The 23,433-nt window shown below is 67.8% G+C and carries 25 protein-coding genes and 1 tRNA gene; 11 read left to right on the forward strand and 15 right to left on the reverse strand.

Annotation, left to right across the window (positions count from 1 at the left end; translation table 11 throughout):
- Positions 1 to 16: 16 nt before the first annotated feature.
- Genes B5X90_RS13475 through B5X90_RS13485 form a run of 3 tightly spaced genes read right to left on the reverse strand, consistent with a single transcriptional unit; the run spans position 17 to position 2,985 of the window.
- Positions 17 to 766 (reverse strand): ABC transporter ATP-binding protein, encoded by a 750-nt coding sequence (locus B5X90_RS13475; RefSeq protein WP_079553851.1) that lies wholly within the window; start codon positions 764 to 766, stop codon positions 17 to 19.
- A complete protein-coding gene (locus B5X90_RS13480) occupies positions 759 to 1,832 on the reverse strand; it encodes a FecCD family ABC transporter permease (RefSeq protein ID WP_256860228.1) in 1,074 nt (357 codons plus the stop codon). The genes B5X90_RS13475 and B5X90_RS13480 overlap by 8 nt, the downstream gene beginning before the upstream one ends.
- Positions 1,822 to 2,985 (reverse strand): ABC transporter substrate-binding protein, encoded by a 1,164-nt coding sequence (locus tag B5X90_RS13485; protein ID WP_256860229.1) that lies wholly within the window; start codon positions 2,983 to 2,985, stop codon positions 1,822 to 1,824. The genes B5X90_RS13480 and B5X90_RS13485 overlap by 11 nt, the downstream gene beginning before the upstream one ends.
- Positions 2,986 to 3,180: 195 nt before the next feature.
- On the opposite strand from B5X90_RS13485, the gene B5X90_RS13490 reads away from it, so the two are divergent.
- The gene (locus tag B5X90_RS13490; RefSeq protein ID WP_079553853.1) at positions 3,181 to 3,951 is read left to right on the forward strand and encodes a DUF6390 family protein; all 771 of its coding nucleotides are present in this window, start codon (positions 3,181 to 3,183) and stop codon (positions 3,949 to 3,951) included.
- A 79-nt stretch (positions 3,952 to 4,030) separates the two neighbouring features.
- Here the strand turns inward: B5X90_RS13490 and B5X90_RS13495 are convergent, their stop codons facing one another.
- The 11 genes from B5X90_RS13495 to B5X90_RS13540 are packed head-to-tail and all read right to left on the reverse strand — an operon-like array spanning position 4,031 to position 13,185.
- On the reverse strand, positions 4,031 to 4,288 hold the full coding sequence (locus B5X90_RS13495) for a HypC/HybG/HupF family hydrogenase formation chaperone (RefSeq protein ID WP_079553855.1): 258 nt from the start codon (positions 4,286 to 4,288) through the stop codon (positions 4,031 to 4,033).
- 13 nt (positions 4,289 to 4,301) lie between these two features.
- A complete protein-coding gene (locus B5X90_RS13500; protein ID WP_079553858.1) occupies positions 4,302 to 4,874 on the reverse strand; it encodes a hydrogenase maturation protease in 573 nt (190 codons plus the stop codon).
- Between the two features lie 8 nt (positions 4,875 to 4,882).
- Positions 4,883 to 5,002, reverse strand: a complete 120-nt coding sequence (locus B5X90_RS21860; protein ID WP_018772298.1) for a DUF6893 family small protein — start codon at positions 5,000 to 5,002, stop codon at positions 4,883 to 4,885.
- Positions 4,999 to 6,552 (reverse strand): phage tail assembly protein, encoded by a 1,554-nt coding sequence (locus B5X90_RS13505; protein WP_079553860.1) that lies wholly within the window; start codon positions 6,550 to 6,552, stop codon positions 4,999 to 5,001. Before B5X90_RS13505 ends, B5X90_RS21860 begins: the two co-directional genes overlap by 4 nt.
- Positions 6,549 to 7,190, reverse strand: coding sequence for a DUF6084 family protein (locus B5X90_RS13510; protein ID WP_079553863.1), 642 nt, complete (start codon positions 7,188 to 7,190; stop codon positions 6,549 to 6,551). The genes B5X90_RS13505 and B5X90_RS13510 overlap by 4 nt, the downstream gene beginning before the upstream one ends.
- A complete protein-coding gene (locus B5X90_RS13515; RefSeq protein ID WP_218670198.1) occupies positions 7,183 to 7,920 on the reverse strand; it encodes a DUF5947 family protein in 738 nt (245 codons plus the stop codon). Before B5X90_RS13515 ends, B5X90_RS13510 begins: the two co-directional genes overlap by 8 nt.
- Positions 7,921 to 7,963: 43 nt before the next feature.
- Positions 7,964 to 8,938: a NifU family protein gene (locus B5X90_RS13520; protein WP_079553865.1), complete on the reverse strand. Its 975-nt coding sequence runs from the start codon at positions 8,936 to 8,938 to the stop codon at positions 7,964 to 7,966.
- Between the two features lie 6 nt (positions 8,939 to 8,944).
- Positions 8,945 to 10,738, reverse strand: coding sequence for a nickel-dependent hydrogenase large subunit (locus B5X90_RS13525; RefSeq protein WP_079553867.1), 1,794 nt, complete (start codon positions 10,736 to 10,738; stop codon positions 8,945 to 8,947).
- A gap of 25 nt (positions 10,739 to 10,763) precedes the next feature.
- Positions 10,764 to 11,822: an NADH-quinone oxidoreductase subunit B family protein gene (locus B5X90_RS13530; RefSeq protein WP_026538777.1), complete on the reverse strand. Its 1,059-nt coding sequence runs from the start codon at positions 11,820 to 11,822 to the stop codon at positions 10,764 to 10,766.
- Positions 11,823 to 11,878: 56 nt separating this feature from the next.
- A complete protein-coding gene (gene hypB, locus B5X90_RS13535) occupies positions 11,879 to 12,853 on the reverse strand; it encodes a hydrogenase nickel incorporation protein HypB (RefSeq protein ID WP_079553869.1) in 975 nt (324 codons plus the stop codon).
- 2 nt (positions 12,854 to 12,855) lie between these two features.
- Complete coding sequence (locus tag B5X90_RS13540; protein WP_079553871.1) at positions 12,856 to 13,185, reverse strand: hydrogenase maturation nickel metallochaperone HypA/HybF; 330 nt, start codon at positions 13,183 to 13,185, stop codon at positions 12,856 to 12,858.
- Positions 13,186 to 13,553: 368 nt separating this feature from the next.
- Here B5X90_RS13540 and B5X90_RS13545 point away from each other — a divergent pair, with 368 nt between their 5' ends.
- From B5X90_RS13545 to B5X90_RS13585, 9 genes are all read left to right on the forward strand, one after another.
- Positions 13,554 to 14,453: a ParA family protein gene (locus tag B5X90_RS13545; protein WP_018772307.1), complete on the forward strand. Its 900-nt coding sequence runs from the start codon at positions 13,554 to 13,556 to the stop codon at positions 14,451 to 14,453.
- Between the two features lie 44 nt (positions 14,454 to 14,497).
- Positions 14,498 to 15,376: a segregation and condensation protein A gene (locus B5X90_RS13550; RefSeq protein WP_079553873.1), complete on the forward strand. Its 879-nt coding sequence runs from the start codon at positions 14,498 to 14,500 to the stop codon at positions 15,374 to 15,376.
- Entirely contained in the window at positions 15,373 to 16,071 is a 699-nt protein-coding gene (locus B5X90_RS13555; RefSeq protein WP_079553875.1) for an SMC-Scp complex subunit ScpB, read from the forward strand. The genes B5X90_RS13550 and B5X90_RS13555 overlap by 4 nt, the downstream gene beginning before the upstream one ends.
- A 129-nt stretch (positions 16,072 to 16,200) precedes the next feature.
- A complete protein-coding gene (locus B5X90_RS13560; protein WP_079553878.1) occupies positions 16,201 to 17,463 on the forward strand; it encodes a pseudouridine synthase in 1,263 nt (420 codons plus the stop codon).
- 2 nt (positions 17,464 to 17,465) lie between these two features.
- Positions 17,466 to 18,575: a prephenate dehydrogenase gene (locus B5X90_RS13565; RefSeq protein WP_079553880.1), complete on the forward strand. Its 1,110-nt coding sequence runs from the start codon at positions 17,466 to 17,468 to the stop codon at positions 18,573 to 18,575.
- Positions 18,575 to 19,318, forward strand: coding sequence for a (d)CMP kinase (gene cmk, locus B5X90_RS13570; protein WP_028275911.1), 744 nt, complete (start codon positions 18,575 to 18,577; stop codon positions 19,316 to 19,318). Before B5X90_RS13565 ends, cmk begins: the two co-directional genes overlap by 1 nt.
- Positions 19,319 to 19,391: 73 nt before the next feature.
- Complete coding sequence (locus tag B5X90_RS13575; RefSeq protein ID WP_079553882.1) at positions 19,392 to 20,072, forward strand: lysophospholipid acyltransferase family protein; 681 nt, start codon at positions 19,392 to 19,394, stop codon at positions 20,070 to 20,072.
- A complete protein-coding gene (gene der, locus B5X90_RS13580) occupies positions 20,069 to 21,619 on the forward strand; it encodes a ribosome biogenesis GTPase Der (protein WP_028275909.1) in 1,551 nt (516 codons plus the stop codon). The genes B5X90_RS13575 and der overlap by 4 nt, the downstream gene beginning before the upstream one ends.
- 148 nt (positions 21,620 to 21,767) lie before the next feature.
- Positions 21,768 to 21,844: transfer RNA gene (locus tag B5X90_RS13585), tRNA-Pro, on the forward strand.
- A gap of 101 nt (positions 21,845 to 21,945) precedes the next feature.
- Here the strand turns inward: B5X90_RS13585 and B5X90_RS13590 are convergent.
- Positions 21,946 to 22,815, reverse strand: a complete 870-nt coding sequence (locus B5X90_RS13590; RefSeq protein WP_079553884.1) for an Fpg/Nei family DNA glycosylase — start codon at positions 22,813 to 22,815, stop codon at positions 21,946 to 21,948.
- Between the two features lie 195 nt (positions 22,816 to 23,010).
- Here B5X90_RS13590 and gcvH point away from each other — a divergent pair, with 195 nt between their 5' ends.
- Positions 23,011 to 23,397, forward strand: coding sequence for a glycine cleavage system protein GcvH (gene gcvH, locus B5X90_RS13595; RefSeq protein WP_079553886.1), 387 nt, complete (start codon positions 23,011 to 23,013; stop codon positions 23,395 to 23,397).
- Positions 23,398 to 23,433 lie beyond the last annotated feature (36 nt).

Below are 23,433 nucleotides of genomic sequence, written 5' to 3' on the forward strand. Positions count from 1 at the left end.
CGCTTGGGCGTTCGGTTCAGACCTTGTCGGCGCCGAAGGGGGTGACCACCGTGCGGCGGGGCGTCCCGGCGTCGTCGTAGTTCAGGGTGCTGACGCGGACGCCGTACAGCGCCGAAAGCTGCGCATCGGCGAGGAGCGGCCCGGCAGGCCCGGTCACCACACCCTCGGCGCCCATCAGGACCACCGAGTCCGCAAGGAACAGGGCGTGGTCCGGGTGATGGGTGCTGACGAGCAGGGACATCCCGGTCCGCACGAGTTCCCTCAGCAGCTGCAGGACCCGGACCTGGTTCTTCAGGTCCAGCCCGGTGGACGGCTCATCCAGGACGAGGAGCCGCGAACCGCCTGCAATAGCCCGTGCAATGAGGACCAGCTGCTGCTCGCCCCCGCTCAGCGTCGGAAACAGCCGGTCGGCCAGGGCGGCGATCCCCACCCGGTCCATGGCGTGGAGCGCGGCGGCCCTGTCCCGGCTGCCGGGGGAGCGGAAGACGCCGATGTGGCGGGCACGGCCCATGACCACCATGTCCAGGGCCGGGTAGCCGAACGTGCTGCCGCGCGCCTGGGGAACATAGCCCGCCGTCTCGGACCTGCGCACCGCGCCCTCCCGCACGGCCAGCATGCCGGCCGCGCAGCGCACCAGGGTAGTTTTGCCGCTGCCGTTGGGCCCCAGGACCGCGGTTACGGTGCCCGGCGGCACCGAGAAGCTGAGATCCTTGAACACCCAATTCTGCGGTGAATAGCCGAAGCCGGCCCCGCGCAGCTCAAGCACCGTCCCAGATCCTCTCCCGGTTCCGGCGCAAGAGCACGAAGAAGACCGGTGCGCCGATCAGGGCGGTCAGGACGCCCAACGGGATTTCCCCGGCCGTGGCGGTGCGCGCGATGGTGTCGATGGCGATCAGGTAGGCCCCGCCCAGCAGGAAGGAGACCGGCAGCAGCACCCGGTGGTCCGGTCCCACCCACATGCGTGCGAGGTGCGGGATGACCAGCCCCACCCAGCTGATGACGCCGCTGACGGCGACGGCCCCGGCGACCATGAGGGCCACGGCGGCGAGGACCGCCCAGCGCAGGGGGCGCGGCCGGAGCCCCAGGGCGGTGGCGTCGTCGTCGCCGAGCGAGAGCACATTGATCCGCCACCGCAGGGCCAGCAGGACGACGCCGCCGGCAGCGATCGGAATGAGGGCCACCAGCACTTTTGCCCAGGTGGCAGTGGAGACACTGCCAAGCAGCCAGAAAACGATGGCAGGCAAGGTGGTGAACGGGTCCGCCAGGTACGTCACCAGGGCCACCAGGGCGGAGAAGAACGAGGCCGTGACGATTCCTCCGAGGACCACCATGAGGATGTGGGCGCCGCCCCGTCCGGACGTGATGAGGAAGACGATTCCCAGTGCCAGCAGCCCGAAGCCGAACGATCCGCCCACGAGGGCGACGGGGCCCAGGCCCAGCAGCAGGGCCAGGGCGCCGCCGAAGGAGGCCCCCGAGGAGACACCGATGACCTCCGGGCTGACCAGGGGGTTGCGGAACACGGCCTGCAGGGCCGCGCCACCGATGGCGAGGGCGCCACCGACCAGCAGGGCAAGCAGGACCCTGGGCAACCTGACCAGCAGCACCACGTTCTCCTCGGCCGCGGGAAGGCCCGGGCCGAAGGGAACTATTCGGGACGCCAGGATCTGCACGACATGGTCCAGGGACACGCTGTAGCGGCCGCTGGCGAGTGCAACCGCCGACACGGCCGCCAGGACTGCTCCGGAGAGCAGGCATGGACCGATGACCTGGCGCAGCCGCGATCCCCGGCCGCCCGGGGGTCCCGTGGTCAGAGGCTGGGCCTCACGAAGCATCGAACTGCCGGTAGTTGGCCGAGGTGCCGTTGGCTTTGGTCCAGAGGATCTTGTCCAGCTCCGGCGCCGATGGCCGGTAGCGGTACAGGAAATCGAAGTAGTCGTTTGTCTCCTCCCTCAGCGTGGAGCGGTTGCCGGAGGGGAAACTGACATCTGTAAGCCAGCGCCACATCAGCGGCGATTCCTGGCCGGGGGGATCCCAGCGGTAGCCGCCCAGGGGGACCTTGTAGACGCGGCGGGAGCGCACGGCGGAAACGCTTTGCCACACCGGGTTGGCGTAGACGTCGGCGGGCATCGCGTCATCGAAGTTCCCGAGCAGGATGATTTCCGGATCCCAGGCCAGGACCTGTTCGACGTCCACGCCCACCATGCCCTTGCCCTGAAGGCCCTGCGGGCCGGTGGCGGGGTTGTGTGCCCCGATGAGCTTGATGTAGAAGTCGTTGTAGCTGCCGTTTCCGGCCACCTTGAGGCCGCCGTTGAATCTGTTGAAGTAGATGATGCCCGGCCCGCCTGTGCCGCGGGCGGCGGCCTCGGCCTGGATGGCCTTCTGCTGACCGTCGCTGCGCGCCTTCATCTGCACGGCCCGGTCCGGGCGGCCCAGCATCGTAGCGAAAAGCGCGGTCCACGTGTCCACATCCTGCTGCGTACCGGTGTTCGTGATGCCAAGGACCTTCATCCCGGCCTGTTCCAGCGGTGCCGTCAGTTGCGCATCGCTCCACTGGACCACGACGTCGGGGTTCAGCGCCCGGATGCTTTCGACATTGGGTGTGAAGTCCGTCGTGGCAATGTCGTGCGGGATGTTCAGGGCCTCCGGGTACATGGTGCCCATGGCGCCGTCGCGCATGGCGACCCAGGAGGCGTTGTGCATCCCGGCGAGATGGCTGGCGCCCTGGTCGACGGCGGCCAGCAGGGAGGCGGCGGGCATGGGAATGGTCACCACCCGGGTGACCGGGCTGTCGAAACTCAGGACGGTCCCGCGCTGGTCCGTGACCTGGATCCCGGCCGCGCCGGAGGCGGAACCCGGGGGCGCAGTACCGCCAGTCCCTGCCGGCGGCGACGTGCCGGCCGGGGCGCAGGAAGCCAGGAACAGCGCCCCTCCGCCGTAGAGGGCCGCTGCCAGTACAGATCGTCGGTTGGCTTCGGGGATGCTCATCGGCCTACCTCCCGGGAAGGACCGCGCGCAACGGCCATTCGCTCCGCGCCGGCAACGACAAGGATTCCGGCACGGCACTTCCTCACAGCATCTGCCGAATGCGCAGGGGTGTCAATGCCGATCACGCCGGGCATTGTTCGCCGACGGGCGCCGGTGCTAGCCTCGCTGATATCCCCTGTGAAACGAGGCCACGGGATGGAAATCAACGGCGCCCAACTGTTTGTCCGCTACGCATATCCACCAAATTCGCGGGGCAGCTGCGGGCCGCCTGACAGCGACGCGCTGCTGCACTATGGCCAGTCCGGGGTGACCGATGCGGGCCTGCGCGAACTGGCGAAGGGGTTCGCCGGCGCCTGGCCCTACCTGGAGCTCATCGCCGGTGCCACCGGCAACCCGGACCCACTGGACTACGCGGTGGTGGAGGCCTACTGGGTGGGAAACACGCTGCTGGACTCCGTGGGTGTGCGCAGCATCGGCAATTCCATGGAGGACCGGTTCCGCGCACGGACCGGGCATCAGTTCCCGCACCTGATGGAAGGGGTCCTGGCCGGCGGCGTCCCGCATCACAGCTTCCACGTCCTGGAAATCTATCCGTGGACGGGACTCTTGCGCGATGACCGGCGCTCATCCACGGCCCTGAACGTCCTTGACCAATGCCGCATCCGGTGGGGCGAGGTGGTGGCCGTCGAAGGGGACAGCGCACTCGTGCGCTCGCGGCCCCTGGCGTGGGACGGCATGGCGCTGTCGCTGGGGGAACCGGTGATCGAGACGGCCCAGTACGCCGTGGCCGGGTCCGGCTTCATCGCTGACCTCACGCCCGGGGACATGGTGTCCCTCCACTGGGACTGGGTGTGCGACCGGCTCGCGCCAGCCCAGCTCCACCGGCTCCAGCACTACTTTGCGCGCCACCTCAAGATCGCGAATTCCGGCGTGGAGCACCGCGGCGCCGCGATCGCCCTCGAATAGCGGACGCCTCCAGTTCGTTCAGTGCGAGAGTTCAGTGCGAGAGTTCAGTGCGAGAGTTCACCCAGTGGGGGAGTGAAGGCTACGGCGAGGTGTCGGTGGGGTCCTGGCCCCGTCCCATGAGCTCAAGTCCCGTCATCGCACGGTCCGCACCATCCTGGTCCACGCGTTCCAGGGCGAAGCCCATGTGGATCAGGACCCACGTGCCGCTCTCCACGGGGCCGTCGTCGAGGAGGCCAATGTTGATTTTGCGCTCCACTCCGGCCACATCCACGAGGGCGAGTTGCCCGTTGTAGCCATCGATCACTTCGATGATCCGGCCCGGTATTCCCAGACACATCCGTGGTTCCTCCTTAGCCTGCTTCATCCGGAGTCGCGCTCGCGGGCGCTGCGTCTGCGTTCGTGCTGCGGGCTGTGACCAGGGTGCGGACGGCTTCCACGGCTGCCGGAACGGCGCGGGACACGTCCTCGGACAGTCCCATGCCCTCGTCCGTTCGCCCCGCGATGCAGCCGACCAGATAGGTCTCCGGCAGCGATCCGCCCAAAACACGCAGGCGGCGGAGGACAGCCAGCGGATCCATGCCGTGCGGATCGAAGGCCGGATTGGCCCGAAGCCCGGCCGGAGTCAGCGGACCGCCGCTTTCCAGGTCCTCCACCCGGATCTTCAGGATCCGGAGCGTTCCGGCGCTTGTGCTTCCGTCCGCCGGGGCCGGGAGCACATCCACGAGCACCAGCGCATCCACTCCGTCCAGCAGGTCGTAGGCGAGGTGCAGCCCGCGGATCCCGTAGTCCCGCACCTGGACCTCCTCCGGCGCCCAGCCGGGCAGGCCGGACACCTCCTCGGCCAGCCGGCGGGCGACGGCCGGTCCAAATCCGTCGTCGCGGAGGAACACGTTCCCCACGCCCGCCACGAGAACCCCGCTCACACCGGGCCTCACATGCTCCGCATTCGCACGTAGCGCTTGATGTCCGGAATTGAACGCAGGCCGACGACGGCTGCTGCCAGGCCCGCGGCCAGCAAGAGCACGACTGTCATGATGCCCAGAGCTTTCATGGTGATGGTTCCTTTCCGTTGTCCGGGGCCGGCGCCGCGGTGAGCGGCACGAGTTCCTCGGGGGCGAAATACAGATACCGTCCGTACCACTCCTGCAGCTCGGCGGCGGGGTCGGCCTCGAGGACCACCGCGACGTGCGTTCCGCCGTCGACGTCGAAGTGGACTCCGGTGACACGCCCGGACTTGCCGGCGAAGAAGAGGTCCTGGGCGTCGGCGCGGCGCAGCGGGACAACCCGCACCCGGCTGCCGCGTGAGATCGGGACGCCGTCAATGAAGACGGTGTCCGATCCCGGATCGACGGCGGCGTCCCGGGCCGGATCCCACCACGGCGTGCCGGCACCGGTACCCGCCCCGGTACCTGATTCGGCGTCACCTGATTCGGCGTCGCCCGGAACTGAGAACTCCGGAACTGAAAACTCCGGATAGGCCGGGCCCGCGGGGCCGGGGAAGCCGTCGCCTCCGATGCTCCCGGGGCCGCGGGGCTCCGCCAGTTGCACGGCATCGTGCGGGTTCCGCAGGATGCCGTGCAACTGCTGGAGCTCCTCCGCCGTCATGTTTTCGCAGCGTTCGATGATCGCCGCGGCCCGGGCATCGGTTGACCGGGCCTCCGCCTTTTCCGCATCGGTCAGGGTGAGCACCCGCAGGGTCAGGATTTCATCGATCTCCGTGGCGTCGAACAGTTCCACGGTGCTTTCCGGTGCCACCGCCGGATGGTCATAGAGGATGATCGGGGACAGGAGCAGGACATCGCGCTGCCCCTCGGGGCCGGCAAGGACGGGCCAGCAGCGGTGCTGGCTGCACGAGGCCGCCGCCGCTGCTGCCCATCCCGGGGGATCGATCACCGACAGGAAATCGGCGTCGTGGACGGCGAGCAGGACATGGGCCCCGATGAACGAGTACTCGATGGCGGAACGCGCGTCGGTGGTCGCTGCCGCCGCGTTCTCCACCGTGACCCTGAGCCGCCACAGCGGGCCGTGGGCCGGCCCGGCGGCGGCAGCGGCTTGGACCGCCGGCCCCGGCGGCGCCACTTGCGTCGCCATCAGGCGCACCTCGCCGCGAAGCTGCCGGCGCCGGCGCACAAGCCGGCCGGCGGTGGCGCCTGCGGAGTCCAGCACGGGCTCGATGTCCTCGTTCGCCGGTACGTTGACCGGCGCGCGCACGCCCGCGGCAAGCTGGCCGAGGCTGTATGGCCCGAGAGTGATCTCCTGATCCGTTGCCTCGTCCCAGCTAAGCCACCGGGAAGCGCCGACGGTGAGTTCGTCGACTGGGGCGAAACCGCCGTCATCCGCGCGTTCGGCGGACCGTCTCTGGAGGTGCAGGAAGCGCAGATGCACGTCGACCCGGGCTGCGGGTCCCGGCTCGAGGAGGCAATCCGCTGCCATGTCCGGCGCTTCGCCGGCACCGGACTCATCCGCGCCCGGCGGCCCGAGCACCCCGAACTGCCAGCGGGCCTGGTTCTTGGCGGACGACGCGCGGTAGGGGTACAGGAGGTACCCCTCGTAGAGGACGGCGTCGGCGACGGCGCGGGCCAGGCTGAGTCCGGTGTTCACGGCACCGGGTCACCCGCCCCGGCCAGCAGCCCCTCGATGGCGGCCTCCCAGGAAATCAAGCCGTGGACCGCCTTGTACCTGGCCAGGGCCGCGAGGACGTCACGGTCGAGGCGGATCCATCCCTGGTTCGGGAAGAAGGCGTCCATCAGCGAGCGCCAGGCCGCCACGGGAAGGGCGTACCGCGTTTCCCGGTCCCAGGGAATCTGCTCGACGCCGAAGCCCGCCGCGCCACGCGTGAAGACCGTCCCGGAGAAGAGGAACTCCAGCGGGACCGTCCCGTCCCGCAGGGAGTTCAGGTATTTTGCCGCCGCGACCTCGAAGTCGAACGTGCAGGGCAGCGGCAGGTCAATGTCGACACTGTCCGCAAATCCCTGGACCAGGACGCCGCTGTGCATCCAGATGAAGGGCTTGAGCGTGGTGGGCCACCGTCCGCGGGTGCCGAAGAGTTCCAGCAGCCCGGCTTCCTCGTCGGCGTCGTAGCCGCGGCGCTGGGCCAGGATCCGCACCTGGCACCGCAGGGCCATGGCATGGACGGCGGTGCCGCTTTTCTCCTGGATCCGCAGGCGCGCGGTCAGCTGGGGTGCGGCGGCGTAGGCTTCCGGGGCGATGTCCAGCACACTGAATTCGAGCTCAACCATGGCGTCCCTCCAGATCTGCCGCGGCGGCGCCCGGCCTGCTGCGGCGGCTGATCCGGTCGAAGAATCCCGCGAGCTCCTGGCGGGACTCCTGGCCGCCGTCGAAGCCCTTCCATACCCGCCGCAGGCGGCCCACCAGCTCATAGCACGCATCGATGGGGACCAGATGGCAGTCCGCCCGGTCCCGGTCGGGACCGGGGGCGCGGATCAGCAGGGCTTCCGTGTCGGGGGCGAGCACGGTGATGGCCGGGTTGGCCGCCTGGACCGACGCCCAGGCAGCAAGGGGAAGCTCGGACTCCGTGGCGCCCGCGGGGCTCGGGTAGAAAGCGGCCGTCCGGCCAAGGGCCGAGTTGAAGAAGAAGAATGCCAGCCCCACCGGGATTTCCAGCTCGTCCCACTGGGCCTGGCCGAGCTCGAAGGGCTCGAACGAGAGGTAGCGGTCCGGGACGGAGCGGTAGCGCAGATGGGCCGACGAGTCCGTGAACAGCAGATAGCAGGGGCGGCACGTGCACAGCAGGGAGCGGCTCTCCAGATCCACCACGTGCTGGTGGGCGTCCGGGATCGGCTCCGCGCACATCTCGCAGCGCTCGCCGGCAGGCTGGGCCGGGCGGGCGGAAGCTATCCGGCGGAGCACGGCGAGGGCCGACGCGCTGTTTCCGGCCCTGTTGTTTCCGGCCCTGATGTTTCCGGCGCTGCCGGCCGGCTGACTCCCGGTTCCCGACGGCGCCGTCATGCCCTGCTCCGTTCCCGTGCCGCGGCGTTCATGTGCCGGCACCTCACAGCGGGTCCGCGGTGGTGGGGACGGCCACGGAGGGAACACCGTCGCGGAGCAGCAGCGGGAGGGGATCAAGATGCAGCGCCTTGTCCTCGAGGCAGGCCCCGGCCTTCCGGACATCGAAGTGGCTGCGGCAGTGCGGGCAGCGCAACAGGCCGCCCCCCACAGGGGCAGCCAGCGCCCGCTGCAGCGAGGCGCCCGGCATGGAGTGGGTGCACCGCGGGCAGCGGTCCACAAACGCGTAGACGTCCGGGCCGATCCGGCACGTGAGCACCTCCACGCCCGCCACCAGGAAGCCCGCCACGGCTCCGGACTCCAGCTCAGCGAGGGCCGGGACCGCCTGCCACGTGCCTGAGGCAGGCGTGCCGGAGTCGGGGACGGCCCAGCCCGGCGCCGCACTGCGGGTGCCGCCGTCCGGCGGGGCGCCCAGCCCGTCCAGCCGCGAGCGCAGGGCTCCGACCGGGATGAGGGCCGGAACGGCGGCGGGAGCCGCCTCCTCCACTTCGATGCCGGTCACCTCGGGCGCCGCAGATTCGATCGCGTCCTCGACGGCGAGCTTCAGCGTCACTGACGACGACGGACAGCCCTGGCAGCTGCCCAGCAGCCGCAGCCGGACGACGCCTTCTTCGCTGATGCCGAGCAGTTCCACATCCCCGCCATGCGAGCCAAGGTAGGGCCGGACGGAGTCCAGGGCGCCGGCGACCCTGCCGGACAGGTCCACGGGGTGCAGCCCGTGGATCAGGAGCAGGCCTGACACCAACGGGTCGGACGTGAGGGCGGACACCGTTCCGGGCCCGAGCGCACCTTGCGAATCGAGCACGTGCAGGATCCGTTCCAGCCCGGCACCGTACAGCTCCGTCACCTGCCGGACCAGTTCCTCGGCCCGGTCCCGGGCCACCGGACCGCCGGAGCCCAGCACGTCCAGGAGGGAACTGATCCGTTCACCGGCCGAGCCCAACAGATTCTCCCGGTCCATGGCGGGCTACTCACCGGTGAGCGACTGCGTGGGGGAGTGCAGCAAGTCCAGCGTCTGCCCGTCGCCGAGGTACATGTGGACTCCGCACGGCAGGCAGGGGTCGAAGCTGCGGACGGTGCGCATGATGTCGATGCCCTTGAAATGATCGCGGTCGTTCTCCTCGAAGATGGGCTGGCCCTGCACGGCGTCCTCATACGGGCCCGGTGTTCCCTCGGAGTCGCGCGGGCTGGCGTTCCACGGCGTCGGCGGATAGGGATGGTAGTTGGCGATCTTGCCGTCACGGATCACCATGTGGTGCGAGAGCACGCCGCGGACGGCTTCGGTGAAGCCGCAGCTGATGGCTTCCTCCGGCACCTCGAAGGACTCCCACGTCTTGGTGCGGCCGGCCCGGATCTCCTCGAGCGCCTTTTCGGCGAAGTGCAGTGCGGCGGCCGCCGCGTAGGCCTGGAAATAGGTCCGGGCGCGGTTCCGCTCCAGCGTGTTGCTCCACTGCGGGATCTTCCATTCCAGGGTCACCGGCCCCTTCAGCGCAGTCTTGGGGAGCTCGATCTGGACGCTGCTGCCCGTTGACTTGAGGTAGCCGGTGTCCACGAAGCCGGCAAGGGCAGTCGACCAGAGCCGGGCCAGCGGGCCGCCGCCGGTATCCAGCGCCAGGTTGCTTTCGCCGTCATTCCACCGTGGGGACATCACCCAGCTGTACTTGTCCTCGAGGTCGCGCTTCTGCGGCCGCGGGTTGGTGTGCTGGTTCCAGGGGTGCCGGCGGTCCACCGGGTTGCCCAGCGGGTCGCGGGTGACGAACATTTCCTGGTCGCCCCAGTCCTCGTAGTAGGACGAGCCCAGCATGATCCGGATGCCCAGGTTGATGCGCACCAGGTCCGTGGTCACGAGTTTGCCGTCCACCACGACGCCGGGGGTGACGAACATCTTCCGGCCCCACTCCGTCATGTCCTTGTAGGCGAAATTGCAGAACTCCGGGTCCTGGAAAGACCCCCAGCAGCCCAGCAGGGTGCGCCGCAGCCCCACCTGCTCGTACCCGGGCAGGGCCGCATAGAAGAAGTCGAAGAGGTCATCGTGCATCGGCACGACCTTCTTCATGAACTCCACGTACCGCATGAGCCGGGTGATGTAGTCCGTCATCAGCTGGATCGTCGCCACGGTGCCCACGCCGCCGGGGTAAAGCGTGGAGGGATGGACATGCCGGCCCTCCATCAGGCAGAACATTTCCCGGGTCATCCGGCTCACCTGCAGCGCCTCGCGGTAGAACTCCCCGGTAAACGGGTTCAGCGAGCGCATGATGTCCGCGATGGTGCGGTAGCCGTGCTCGGCGGCGTGCGGGGCCGGCGTGTTCTCGGCTTTGGCCAGTACCGACGGGTTGGTTTCGGAGACCATCTTCTCGCAATAGTCCACGCCGACGAGGTTCTCCTGGAAGATGTTGTGGTCGAACATGTACTCGGCAGCCTCGCCCAGGTTGACGATCCATTCGCCGAGGTGGGGCGGCTTCACGCCGTAGGCCATGTTCTGCGCGTAACAGGAACACGTGGCGTGGTTGTCGCCGCAGATTCCGCAGATCCGGCTCGTGATGAAGTGCGCGTCCCGGGGGTCCTTGCCGCGCATGAAGATGGAATAGCCGCGGAAAATCGAGGACGTGCTGTGGCATTCCACCACTTGGTTGTTCTTGAAATCGACCTTGGTGTAGATGCCGAGGCTGCCGACGATCCGTGTGATCGGGTCCCAGGCCATCTCCACCAGGTTCTCGCCCGCGGTACCGTCCGCCGGGGGCATCGGAATCGTCGAAGTCATTGCATTGCCTCTCTGCCTAGCGTCCCTACCAGGTCCGCTTGGCGCCGGTCAGCAGATCATTACCGGGTTTGCGCCAGCGTGGTTCCTGGTCCAGCGTGTGCTTCGTGATGTTCCGCAGTGTCCTGATGGTCTTGCCGTACGGCATGACCGACGCAGTCGACAACTTGCCGCCGGGAGGTTCGTCCATGAACGGCATGAATTTGTCCGGGAAGCCCGGCATCGTGCAGCCGATGCAGATGCCGCCCACGTTGGGGCAGCCGCCGATTCCGTTCATCCAGCCGCGCTTGGGCACGTTGCACTTAACCACCGGTCCCCAGCAGCCGAGCTTGACGATGCACTTCGGGGACCCGTATTCGGTGGCGAAATCGCCCTGTTCGTAGTACCCCGCCCGGTCGCATCCCTCGTGCACCGTCTGGCCAAACAGCCAGGTCGGCCGGAGCGCCTCATCCAGGGGAATCATGGGGGCCTGTCCGGTGGCCTGGTACAGCAGATACGTCATGGTTTCGGACAGGTTGTCGGGCTGGATGGGGCAGCCCGGGACGCACACGATCGGGATCCCGGCTTTGGAGCGCCAGTCATACCCGAGATAGTCGGGCACCCCCATGGCGCCGGTGGGGTTACCGGCCATGGCATGGATGCCGCCGTAGGTCGCACAGGTCCCGGCGGCGATGATCGCCGTCGCCTTGGGCGCCAGCCGGTCCAGCCACTCGCTGGTGGTGATCGGCTGTCCGGTGTCGAGGTTGTTGCCGAAGGCCGCCCAGTAGCCGCCCGCGGCGTGCAGCTTTTCATTCGGGATGGACCCCTCCACTACCAGCACAAACGGCTCCAGTTCGCCGCGGTCCGCCTTGCGGAACCACTCGAGGAAGTCGTCGGCGCCTTGCTGCGGGCCGCATTCGAAGTCGATCAGCGGCCAGTGCATGGCAATCTTGGGTAGTCCGGGGAGCGCCCCAAGGGCTATCTCCTCGACGCTGGGCTGGGTTGCCGCCGTCAGGGCCACGGAATCACCGTCGCAACTGAGTCCGGCGTTGATCCACAGCACGTGGATCAAGGTTTCTTCCGCTTTCAATGCAGTAGCTGTAGGCATCGTTGCCTCCTTCGGAGCCCGCCCTGTGGCCGCGGCTCGAATGTTGCGTCAGCAGGTCAAACGCGTAGTCCGCCGGAGCGCGGCGCACTCCCGGCGGCAGCCGCCGCCAGGTGGGGATTCTTCCGGATCCACTCCAGCCAGCCGTCCATGCCGTCGCCGGTGGTAGCTGACAGGGTCAGGACGTCGACGCCGGGATTCAGCAGGCGCGCCTGGCGCACGCAACGCTCGACGTCGAACTCCACATAGGGGAGCAGGTCTGCTTTGTTGATGATCACCAGGTCGGCAGCCAGGAACATGTGGGGGTATTTCTGCGGTTTGTCATCGCCCTCCGTAACTGAGATCACAACGACCCGGGCCGATTCGCCGAGGTCGAACAATGCCGGGCACACCAGGTTGCCCACGTTTTCGATGAAGAGTGTCGATCCGGGGACCGGATCCAGCGCGCCCAGCGCCCGCTGCAGCATCCCGGCATCCAGGTGGCAGCCTGCTCCGGTGTTGATCTGGATCACCGGCCGCCCGGTGGACCGGATCCTGTCGGCGTCCAGCGAGGTCTCCTGGTCCCCTTCGATCACACCAATGTCCAGCTCACCGGCAAGTTCCCTGATGGTCCGGACCAGGAGCGTGGTCTTGCCGGCCCCCGGGGAACTCATGACATTGAAGGCCTGGATGCCGCGGCCTTCCAGCCAACCCCGGTTCCGTGCGGCCAGGAGGTCGTTCTTGGCGAGAAGGTTCTCTTCCAGGGAGATGAGGGTCCGTCCGTCAGCCGCGGGGCTGGGCCCGGCGTCGGCTGTCCCGGGGGATTGGGGATGCTGATGGCCGTGCTCGTGCCCGTGCCCGTGATCGTGCTCGTGATCGTGCCCGTGATCGTGATCGTGATTGTGATTGTGATTGTGCGGATGCCCGTGCTCGTGATCGTGATCGTGCGAATGTTCGTGCGGGGCCGCAGCGGCGGGCACGGTATCGTGCACAGTCCCGTCGAGGTCCGAAACCCTGGTGCCGGCGTCGTCGCCGCATCCGCACGTCGCACACATGTCTACGCAACCTCCACCGAGGTGACCAGGAGTTCCCGGCCACTGACGACTTCGACATCGGCACTGCCGCAGGGGCAGAGCAGAAACATGTCCTCAAGGACGAACTCGTCGTGGCAGCTGCGGCATCTGGCCCGGCCCTCGGATTCATCGATCGTCAGGGTTGCCCCGGCCAGCGGCGTGTCAGCTGAAACGACTTCGAAGCAAAAGCGCACGGCATCCGGGAGGACGCCGCTCAAGGGTCCGATCCGCAGGTTGACGCCCGTCACGGAGCGGCCACCGGTCCGGTCCAGGACCGCCTCCACAAGACTTTGCGTGATCGAAAGTTCGTGCATGAGCCGCTGCCACCTCGTCGTTTCAATGTAGGCCTGCGGGGTACAAACTTCAATATGTCCGGAGCCCTGGGAGCGCTGGCCCGGCTGCCGGCTTCAGCCGCTCGCTTCGCGCCTGCGGGCGTCCGTCCCTGCGTCCCCCGGGCGTCCCCCCGGGCGTGCCTGCCGGCACGCCCGGGCCGCCGTGGCCGCCCGGCGGCAACCTTCGACTTCAACCCGAACGTCAAGGCACAGCCTCCGGCGCAGTGTCAAGGTCCGCCGAATACCGTGTCGGGCGCTGTAACCTTGGGAGGAACGCGCTGGGCTCCGGGAGCCTGGACGCGGCACAATGAAGCACGACAATCACCGTCATCGAAAGTGTGGATAGATACGTGAGCAGCGAGCAGGGTTCAGCAACTCTGGAAGGCACCGAACTCGATCTGGAAGACGCCGTCATGGGCCCCACCGGGCGGCCCCAACGCGACTTTCCGGAGCCCGCGCCGCTGTCCTCCCACGGTCCCGCGCGGGTCATCGCCATGGTGAACCAGAAGGGCGGGGTGGGCAAAACCACGTCCACTATCAACCTCGCCGCCGCCCTGGCCGAATACGGCCGCCGCGTGCTCCTGGTCGACTTCGATCCGCAGGGCGCGCTGTCTGCCGGCCTGGGCACCAACCCGCACGAGCTCGACCTCACCGTGTACAACGTGCTGATGGACCGCAAGGTGGACATCCGCGACGCCATCCAGAAGACCGGCGTCGAAAACGTGGACCTGCTCCCGGCCAACATCGACCTCTCCGCCGCCGAGGTGCAGCTGGTCAACGAAGTGGCCCGCGAACAGGTGCTGGACCGGGCCCTGAAGAAGGTCGAGGACGACTACGACGTCGTCCTGATCGATTGCCAGCCCTCGCTCGGCCTGCTCACCGTCAACGCGCTGACCGCCGCCCACGGCGTCATCATTCCGCTGATCTGTGAATTCTTCGCGCTGCGCGCCGTGGCGCTGCTCGTCGAAACCATCGACAAGGTCCAGGACCGCCTCAATCCGCGCCTGCAGGTCGACGGCGTGCTCGCCACGATGTACGACGCCCGGACCCTGCACGGCCGCGAGGTGATCGCCCGCCTGGTGGAGGCCTTTGGCGACAAGGTCTTCGAAACGGTCATCAAGCGCTCGATCAAATTTGCCGACGCCACGGTCGCGGCCGAGCCCATCACGACCTACGCGGGCAACCACGTCGGTGCCGACGCCTACCGCCGCCTCGCCAAAGAGCTGATCTCGCGCGGCGGCGCGCCCTAGCCAGGGTCGTGGCAGGCGCCTTTTCTCCGCCGGTGAATCTTGACATGACTGCGGAGCTCGATACACGTGCGGAATCCGCGCGGGCCGCGGGGCCGGAGCACCCGGCAGAGCCGGGCGTCAAAAAGCCCGGATTCGAAGTGCGGCTGGCCAACTTCACCGGCCCGTTCGATCTCCTGCTCGGCCTGATCTCCAAGCACCAGCTGGACATCACCGAGGTGGCGCTGTCCACGGTCACTGACGAATTCATTAAATACATCAGGGGGCTGCAGCAGCTGGGGGAGGAATGGGCGCTGGATGAGGCCAGCGAATTCCTGGTGATTGCGGCCACCCTCCTGGACCTCAAAGCGGCCCGGCTGCTGCCCGCGGGCGAGGTTGAGGACGATGAGGACATTGCCCTCCTGGAGGCCCGGGACCTCCTGTTCGCCCGGCTGCTGCAGTACAAGGCCTTCAAGCAGGTGGCCGGCATGATCGGCTCCACGCTCGAGCTCGAGGCGCGGCGCTATCCCCGGCAGGTTGCCCTGGAGGGACACTTCGCTGCCCTGCTTCCGGAACTGCTGTGGCGGCACACCCCTGCCCAGTTCGCTTCCCTGGCCGAGGCGGCCCTCAAACCCAAGGAGGCAGCCCCCACCGAAGTGGGCCTCGCGCACCTGCACGGCGCGCCCGTCAGCGTCAAGGAACAGGCCGAGCTGCTGGGGAACCGGCTGCGGCTGGGCACGCCGCTGAGCTTCCGGGCCCTGATCGCCGACGCCGAATCGACGCTGGTGGTGGTGGCACGGTTCCTGGCGCTGCTGGAGCTGTTCCGTGACCGGGCGGTGGGCTTTGACCAGCTGCTGCCGCTGGGGGACCTGACGGTGCACTGGACGGCCGATACCCAGGGGTGGAGCAGCGAAAACCTGAGTGAAGAATACGAGGACCAACCGTGAACGAACGACTCCCTGACGCTGCCGGCGAGGCCGGGCCCGACGCCGGGCCGGACGTCGCGAGCCTGCCGGGGGGCGCCCGCGCGGCCCTCGAGGCCGTCCTGATGGTGGTCGACGAACCGGCCACCGCCCCGGCCCTGGCTGCCGGGCTGAAACTGACGGTCGACGTCGTCGAGACCCTGCTGGCTGAACTGCAGCGGGAGTATAACGGCTATACTGTTAATGCCCCGGATGCGGACGTCGCCAGCCAGAGCCGTAACAACAACGGCAACACGGACGGCAACAGAGCCGCCCCCCGGGGTTTTGAATTGCGGAATATCGCCGGAGGCTGGCGGATCTATTCCCGCGCGGAGTTCGCTGAGATCGTTGGCGGATTCGTGTTGGAAGGCCAAACAGCCAGGCTGACGCAGGCGGCGCTCGAAACGCTCGCCGTCATCGCATACCGCCAGCCCGTATCAAGGGCGCGGGTGTCTGCAATTCGAGGAGTCAACGTTGACTCTGTCGTGCGGACGCTGACGCAGCGGGGGCTGATTGAGGATTCGGGAACAGATCCCGAATCCGGAGCAATCCTGTACCGCACGACATCGTATTTCCTTGAGCGGATGGGAATCGGCTCTGTGGCTGAATTGCCGCAGCTTTCCCCCCACCTTCCTGGACTGGAAGGCATCGAGGATTTTTACGATGCAGCAAGAATGTAGGCAGTACTTAAGCAGAATCTGTGCAGGCACAACGTCTGCGCGAGAGTATCCACCGGGCAGAACCATTTGCCCGGCCGGCGGGTGTTGTCGGGAGACAGCGGCCGCGGGCCACCAACGTAAGGACGGGTCATGACACAGGCGGGACGCCAGGGTTCACCACGTAACAGTTCGGGACGCAGCAGTGCCGGACAAAGCTATTCCGGCCAAAAGCCGGCGCAAAGCGGTTCAGGCCGCGGCGCGCAGAGCGGCGCCGGCCGCAGCTCCCAGGGCGGCGCCGGCCGCAGCGGCGGAGCCGGCTACAAGGGCGGCGGAGACCGCCCCTTCAAGCACCCCAAGCCTCGCGAAGAGGCCTTCATCGATCCGGACCTGCAGGGTCCGGACGGCGCGCCGTCGGCTGCCCGCCCGGCTTCCGCTGACTGGAAGTCGAAAGCGCCCTCCGGCAAGGAAGCAGCCCGCAAGGCAGCAGCCCGCAAGCCCGGTTTCGGCAAGGCTCCCGGCACTCCCGGCGCCCTCAAGCCCAAGCCGCGCACCGGCGCCGCCAACAAGTTCGCCGGTCCCCGCGCTTTCGGCAGCGAACGCTTCGGCCAGAACCTCGGACCGGTGCGCAAACCCGCCCGCAACCGCGGACCGCGCCGCGAGGTGCCGCAGTCTGAGCTGCACGACGCCGACGGCACCCGCCTCCAGAAGGTCATGGCCTCCGCCGGCGTCGCCTCACGGCGGGTCTGCGAGGAAATGATCGCCGAGGGCCGCGTCGAGGTCGACGGCCAGGTGGTCACCGAACTCGGCGTGCGCGTCGACCCGAAGACGGCAGTGATCCACGTCGACGGACTGCGCATCCAGCTGGACGAGAACATGGTCTACATGGTCTTCAACAAGCCCAAGGGCGTTGTCTCCACCATGGAGGACCCGGACGGCCGCCCGTGCATCAGCGACTTTGTCCGCAACCACCACGGCGAACGCCTCTTCCACGTGGGCCGGCTCGACGTCGCCACCGAAGGGCTGCTGCTGCTGACGAACGACGGTGAGCTCGCCAACCGCCTGACGCACCCGTCCTATGAAGTGCCCAAGACCTACCTCGTGCAGGTCCGCGGGCCCTTCCCGCAGGGCGTGGGCGCCGAACTCAAAGGCGGCGTCGAACTCGAGGACGGCATCGCCTCGGTGGACTCCTTCAAGCTCGTCGACTCGACCCCCGGCCACGTGCTGATCGAGGTCGTGCTGCACTCGGGCAAGAACCGGATCGTCCGGCGCATGTTCGACGCCGTCGGCTTCCCCGTGCTGCGCCTGGTGCGCGTCAAGGTCGGCCCCATCGGGCTCGGCGACCAGCGCCAGGGCAGCATCCGCAACCTCGGCAAGCAGGAAGTCGGCCACCTGCTGGCCTCTGTGGGGCTGTAAGCATGTCCGCCTTCCGCACGCACGGCCGCGGCCACCTGAACGGCCCGGTGCTCGTTCTGGGCTCCGGGCTTCTGGGCACCAGCATTGGGCTGGGGCTGCGGGGGCGGGGCGTCCCTGTGTTCCTCTCGGATCCCTCACCGACCAACCAGGCCGTCGCCGTCGACATCGGCGCCGGGCTGCCGCTGGCGCGCCTCGAGGGGGAGGCGCCGGAGCTCGTCGTCGTCGCCGCGCCGCCGGATGTCACGGCGGACGTCGTGGCCAAGGCGCTCCAGGACTACCCGCACGCCGTCGTGGTGGACATCGCGAGCGTGAAGGCACAGATCCTGGCCGATCTCCGCAGCCGCGGCGCGGACCTGGGCCGCTACGTCGGGACCCACCCCATGGCCGGGCGCGAGAAATCGGGCCCGGTCGCGGCCCGGGGCGAACTGTTCACCTCCATGCCGTGGGTCGTGTGCCCCGCGGCGGAGACTCTGCCGGAGTCCCTGCAGGTGGCGCGTGCGCTGGCCGGCGATCTGGGCGCCGTCGTGTCCGAATTCGCTGCCGACGAGCACGATGCAGCCGTGGCGCTCGTCTCACACCTGCCGCAGGTGATGTCCTCGCTCGTGGCCAGCCGCCTGCAGGGCACGCCCCTGCACGCCCTGTCCCTGGCCGGGAACGGGCTGCGGGACGTCACCCGGATCGCCGCGAGCGATCCCACGCTCTGGGTCCAGATCCTGGGCGCGAACGCGGAAAAAGTGGTGGAAATCCTGCACGGAGTCCGCGAGGACCTCAACCGGCTGATCGGCACCCTGGAGGCGCCGGCCGCCCCCGGCGCCCGGCTGGACCTTGCCCAGCTGATCAGCGAAGGCAACGCCGGCCAGTCCCGGATCCCGGGCAAGCACGGCGGACCCCCGCAGGCATACGCGTGGCTGACCGTGCTGGTGGATGACACACCCGGACAGATCGCCAAGCTGCTGACCGAGATTGGCGAGATCGGCGTCAACGTCGAAGATCTCCGCCTCGACCACTCTTCGGGGCAGAATGTGGGCATGGTGGAAATTTCCGTCCTGCCCAACAAGCACGACCTTTTGATAGCAGCCCTCAACGACCGTGGATGGCGGGTACTCCAGTAATGACCCAGGAACTCATCGAGACAGTGGACGTAGTCCGCCCCGGAAAAAGCCTTGTGGTTGCCATCGACGGCCCCTCCGGCTCCGGCAAATCCAGCGTGAGCAAAGAGGTGGCCCGCCGGCTGAAACTGGCCTACCTCGACACCGGCGCGATGTACCGCGCCTTGACGTGGTTCTGCCTGCAGAGCGGCACGGACCTGGACGACGGGGCCGCCGTCGAGACCGCCGCAGAGACCCTGCCGCTGGAAATCAGCACGAGCCCGCAGGAGGAGTACGTCCGCGTCGGCGGGCACGATGTCACTCTCGCCATCCGTGAACCCGCCATTTCCGCGGCAGTCAGCGCCGTCGCCACCACCCTGGGCGCGCGGACTGAACTGATCCGCCGGCAGCGCGAGCTGATCGAAAAGCACCACCGCCGCATGGTGGTCGAGGGCCGGGACATCACCACTGTCGTCGCGCCCCATGCCGAAGTGCGGATGTTGCTGACCGCCAGCGAGGAAGCCCGGCTGCGCCGCCGCGGCATCCAGTTGGGCGGCAGCCAGAACGCCGAGCAGCTGGCGGCCCAGGTCACGCACCGCGATGCCAAGGACTCCACCGTAGTGAACTTCACCACGGCGGCCGACGGCGTCGTGACCCTTGACTCCTCCGACCTTGACTTTGACGAGACGGTCCAGGCCGCCCTCGACATCGTGGACACCGTGGTCAACCACTCTCCTGTTCCGCTCCGGGCCGTCCACGGTGACTGAGGGGCGCGCCGGACTGCCGGGGACAGCGGCCGCCTCCCTGCCCGGTCAGTGGACGACGGCGTGGAGCCGGCCCGTGGGCTGGATCCTGGACCACCTCGTCTACCGCACCTCGGTCAGCGGACGCTCCAACGTCCCGGCGGCCGGTCCCGTGATCTTCGCGGGAAACCACATCAGCTTCCTGGACGGGCCTGTCATGTTCGGCGCCTCGCCCCGGCCCATGCACATCCTCGTCAAGCAGGAGATGTTCACCGGGTTCCTCGGCCGCGTCCTGGCGGCGTCGGGCCAGTTGCCCGTCGACCGCCGCGGCGGCCGTGCGGCGCTGGCCACCGCCCGGAGCCTGCTCGACGCCGGACGGTGCGTCGGGATTCTTCCCGAAGGCACGCGGGGGAGCGGTGAGGCCGCCGCGATCAACAACGGCGTCGCCTGGCTGGCGCTTAACTCCCGCGCAACTGTGGTTCCCGTGGCCATCCTGGGCACACGAATCGGCGGCGAACACCTGGACACGGTGCCCGCACCGCGCCGGCGGCTGCATGTCAGCTTCGGCGGGGCCATCAACGTCAGCCGCAGGCCCGGCGAGACCGGGCGTGTTTCAATGGACAGGGCGGGAACCGAAATCCGGGCCGCATTAGCGCGCCATGTCCAGGACTCAGTACTAAGAACCGGGCAGCCCCTGCCCCACGCGGAATCACCGCATGAACGTCATGAAGCAGTAGCCGGGACGCCGGCAGATCACCACCTAAGGAAAGTGCAATGAGCGATACGACTCAAACCTCCGGCAATTTTGGCGCCGGCGAAGACGAATACACGCCCACCGGCACCGACCAGGTGGCTGAAAACCTTGCCGCCCTGGACGATGACGAAGCGGAACTCCGCGCGGCCTCGCTGCGTGCCGGCCTCGACGACTACGAGCTCGACGAAGACGACGCCGCCCTGCTCAGCGGCCACTTCGACGACGAGGACTTTGACGGCCCGGTCAAGCTGGACCCGGTCCTGGCCATCATCGGCCGGCCCAACGTGGGCAAATCCACCCTGGTCAACAGGATCCTGGGCCGCCGCGAGGCAGTGGTCGAGGACACCCCCGGCGTCACCCGCGACCGTGTCATGTACTCGGCAAACTGGAACGGCCGCAACTTCACCGTGGTGGACACCGGTGGGTGGGAGCACGATGCCCGCGGCATCCACGCCCGTGTGGCGGAGCAGGCCGAGATGGCCGTGGAACTTGCCGACGCCGTCCTGTTCGTCGTCGACTCCGCTGTGGGCGCCACCGCGACCGACGAAGGCGTCATGAAGATGCTGCGCAAGTCGAAGAAGCCGGTCATCATGGTGGCCAACAAGGTGGACGACTTCGCCCAGGAAGCAGACTCGGCCACCCTCTGGGGCCTGGGCTTCGGCGAACCGTACCCCGTCTCGGCCCTGCACGGCCGCGGCGTGGCGGACCTCCTGGACCACGTCATGGACACCCTCCCGGAGTACTCCCTGATTGAGGGCCTCGAGCGCTCCGGCGGACCCCGCCGCATCGCCCTGATCGGCCGCCCGAACGTCGGCAAGTCCTCGCTGCTGAACAAGCTCGCCGGTTCCGAACGTGTGGTGGTGGACAACACCGCCGGCACCACCCGCGACCCGGTCGACGAATTCATCGAACTCGGCGGACGCACGTGGCGCTTCGTGGACACCGCCGGCATCCGGCGCCGCCAGCACATGGCCCAGGGCGCAGACTTCTACGCCTCCCTGCGCACGCAGAGCGCGCTCGAAAAAGCCGAGGTCGCCGTCGTGCTCCTGGCCGTGGACGAAGTGCTCAGCGAGCAGGACGTCCGCATCCTGCAGCTCGCCGTTGAATCCGGCCGCGCCCTGGTGCTGGCCTTCAACAAGTGGGACCTCCTCGACGACGAGCGCCGCCGCTACCTGGAACGCGAAATCGAGCAGGACCTGGCACACGTGGCCTGGGCGCCGCGCGTGAACATCTCGGCCAAGACCGGCTGGCACAAGGACCGGCTCGTCCCGGCCCTGGACACCGCCCTGGAAAGCTGGGACAAGCGCATTCCCACCGGACGCCTCAACGCGTTCCTGGGCGAACTCGTCGCGGCGCACCCGCACCCGGTCCGCGGCGGCAAGCAGCCCCGTATCCTGTTCGGCACGCAGGCCTCGAGCCGGCCGCCGAAGTTCGTGCTCTTCACGACCGGATTCCTGGATCCGGGATACCGCCGGTTCATCACCCGACGCCTCCGGGAGACCTTCGGCTTCGAGGGCACGCCGATCGAGGTCAACATGCGTGTGCGCGAAAAGCGTGGCAAGAAACGTTAATTCCGACACACCTTGCCGCGACAGCCTGAAATTGTCACAGGCACCCTCCCGGATCGTGTAAGCTTTTGGAGGTGGTTCGGCCGGACTGCTTGGAAGAAAACCTGGAGCGAATCCGGGACGACTTCCGGGCGGAGAACGGTGGAACCAGCGGGCTGTAGCGCAGCTTGGTAGCGCACTTGACTGGGGGTCAAGGGGTCGCAGGTTCAAATCCTGTCAGCCCGACCAACAGCTGAAACCCCGCCATTCCTGATGAAGGAATGGCGGGGTTTTCTGTTGCCCGGCCACATCCGCTCCGCGGCGTTCCCTGGAAGGACCGCGGTGTTCCGCTATTTCAGGAAGCGGGAAGTCCGGCGGTCGGCCAGGATCTTTCCTTTCGTCTGGCACGTCGGGCAGTACTGCAGGGCGGAATCGGCAAAGGAAACCTCCCGGACCGTGTCCCCGCACACCGGACACGGTTCGCCGGTCCGGCCGTGGACCCGCATGTGGCTCCGCTTGGTGTCCTTGAGCTCGTTGGGCGGCTTGCCCTTGGCCTCCGCCACCGCCGTTCCCAGAATGGTGTGGATGGCGTCGTAGAGGCGCTGGACGTCCGTCCGGTCCAGCGACTTGGCGATCGCGAACGGCGAAGTCCTGGCGGCGTGCAGGATCTCGTCACTGTACGCATTCCCTATCCCGGCGATGATGCCCTGGCTCCTCAGGACACCCTTGATCTGCTGGGAACTGGAGCCGAGAATCCCGGCGAGGGCCTCGACGTCGAAGTCCGGACTGAACGGATCCGGTCCGAGCGCCGCGATGCCGGGCACGTCGTGCGGATCGCGGACCACATAGACCGCCAGGCTTTTTTTCGTGCCCGCCTCGGTCAGGTCCATGCCCACCGGGCCGGAATTGCCCTCGAACGTCAGCCGCAGCGCGATGTGGCCCTTCCCCATTCTCAGCTGTGTGTCGGTGGGGGAGTCAGTGAAGCGGACCCAGCCGGCCCGCGCCAGGTGGAAGACAAAATGCAGCCCGTCCGCTTCCATGCTGACAAACTTGCCGAACCTTTGCACCGCGGTGATGGCCTTGCCCTGGAGGTCGGAGTAGGGAGGGTCTGCCGTCTTGAGCACGGCGAAGGAGACCGGCTGGATTTTCCGCACCATTGCTCCGCGCAGGTGCTCGTCCAGGAAGTCCGTCAGGGCCGCAACTTCAGGAAGCTCAGGCATGGCCTAGCCCTGGCGTGTCCGGACGGTCCCGGCGCCCCGGTTGTTCACATTCCCGACCTTCAGCGGAGCATGTTCTGCCATGGCACCATCTTCGCAGATGCCTCCCCGGCCCCTGCCCGATATGCCTATACTTTCAGCGGCGGCTAGAACAAACGACTGCCGCCGCCAGGTGATTGACCCGATGAAAGGCCCGTCATGAGCATCATTCCCGAAGACCTGTCCTACACCGCAGAACACGAATGGGTTTCGGCCCCCAACGCCGACGGGGTTGTGCGCGTGGGCATCACTGATTTTGCCCAGGACGCCCTCGGGGATGTCGTCTACGCCCAGATGCCCGAGGTCGGGACTACCATCAAGGCCAATGACGTCGTCGGAGAGGTCGAATCGACCAAAAGCGTCAGCGACATTTACGCTCCGGTGACGGGCGAGGTGGTGGCCAGGAACGAGTCGCTGGACACCGATTCCGCCCTTATCAACTCTGATCCGTACGGTGAAGGCTGGCTGATCGAAATCAAGCTCGCGGAAGCCGACGCGGTCGAGTCCTTGCTCAGTGCATCCGAGTATGAACAGCAGGTAGGCTAAAGACAGAGGTCATTCGGGCCGGGGCCGCCGGCGAGT

This window comes from Arthrobacter sp. 49Tsu3.1M3 (assembly GCF_900168135.1).
In the GTDB taxonomy this organism is placed as follows: domain Bacteria; phylum Actinomycetota; class Actinomycetes; order Actinomycetales; family Micrococcaceae; genus Arthrobacter.

What these genes read in the sequence shown, in the direction of transcription:
- B5X90_RS13480 (WP_256860228.1), bottom strand. Translation starts at nt 1,832, where the DNA reads ATGCTTCGTGAGGCCCAGCCTCTGACCACGGGACCCCCGGGCGGCCGG.
- B5X90_RS13485 (WP_256860229.1), bottom strand. Translation starts at nt 2,985, where the DNA reads ATGAGCATCCCCGAAGCCAACCGACGATCTGTACTGGCAGCGGCCCTC.
- B5X90_RS13490 (WP_079553853.1), top strand. Translation starts at nt 3,181, where the DNA reads ATGGAAATCAACGGCGCCCAACTGTTTGTCCGCTACGCATATCCACCA.
- B5X90_RS13495 (WP_079553855.1), bottom strand. Translation starts at nt 4,288, where the DNA reads ATGTGTCTGGGAATACCGGGCCGGATCATCGAAGTGATCGATGGCTAC.
- B5X90_RS21860 (WP_018772298.1), bottom strand. Translation starts at nt 5,002, where the DNA reads ATGAAAGCTCTGGGCATCATGACAGTCGTGCTCTTGCTGGCCGCGGGC.
- B5X90_RS13510 (WP_079553863.1), bottom strand. Translation starts at nt 7,190, where the DNA reads ATGGTTGAGCTCGAATTCAGTGTGCTGGACATCGCCCCGGAAGCCTAC.
- B5X90_RS13515 (WP_218670198.1), bottom strand. Translation starts at nt 7,920, where the DNA reads ATGACGGCGCCGTCGGGAACCGGGAGTCAGCCGGCCGGCAGCGCCGGA.
- B5X90_RS13520 (WP_079553865.1), bottom strand. Translation starts at nt 8,938, where the DNA reads ATGGACCGGGAGAATCTGTTGGGCTCGGCCGGTGAACGGATCAGTTCC.
- B5X90_RS13525 (WP_079553867.1), bottom strand. Translation starts at nt 10,738, where the DNA reads ATGACTTCGACGATTCCGATGCCCCCGGCGGACGGTACCGCGGGCGAG.
- B5X90_RS13530 (WP_026538777.1), bottom strand. Translation starts at nt 11,822, where the DNA reads ATGCCTACAGCTACTGCATTGAAAGCGGAAGAAACCTTGATCCACGTG.
- hypB (WP_079553869.1), bottom strand. Translation starts at nt 12,853, where the DNA reads ATGTGTGCGACGTGCGGATGCGGCGACGACGCCGGCACCAGGGTTTCG.
- B5X90_RS13540 (WP_079553871.1), bottom strand. Translation starts at nt 13,185, where the DNA reads ATGCACGAACTTTCGATCACGCAAAGTCTTGTGGAGGCGGTCCTGGAC.
- B5X90_RS13550 (WP_079553873.1), top strand. Translation starts at nt 14,498, where the DNA reads ATGACTGCGGAGCTCGATACACGTGCGGAATCCGCGCGGGCCGCGGGG.
- B5X90_RS13560 (WP_079553878.1), top strand. Translation starts at nt 16,201, where the DNA reads ATGACACAGGCGGGACGCCAGGGTTCACCACGTAACAGTTCGGGACGC.
- B5X90_RS13565 (WP_079553880.1), top strand. Translation starts at nt 17,466, where the DNA reads ATGTCCGCCTTCCGCACGCACGGCCGCGGCCACCTGAACGGCCCGGTG.
- cmk (WP_028275911.1), top strand. Translation starts at nt 18,575, where the DNA reads ATGACCCAGGAACTCATCGAGACAGTGGACGTAGTCCGCCCCGGAAAA.
- der (WP_028275909.1), top strand. Translation starts at nt 20,069, where the DNA reads ATGAGCGATACGACTCAAACCTCCGGCAATTTTGGCGCCGGCGAAGAC.
- B5X90_RS13590 (WP_079553884.1), bottom strand. Translation starts at nt 22,815, where the DNA reads ATGCCTGAGCTTCCTGAAGTTGCGGCCCTGACGGACTTCCTGGACGAG.
- gcvH (WP_079553886.1), top strand. Translation starts at nt 23,011, where the DNA reads ATGAGCATCATTCCCGAAGACCTGTCCTACACCGCAGAACACGAATGG.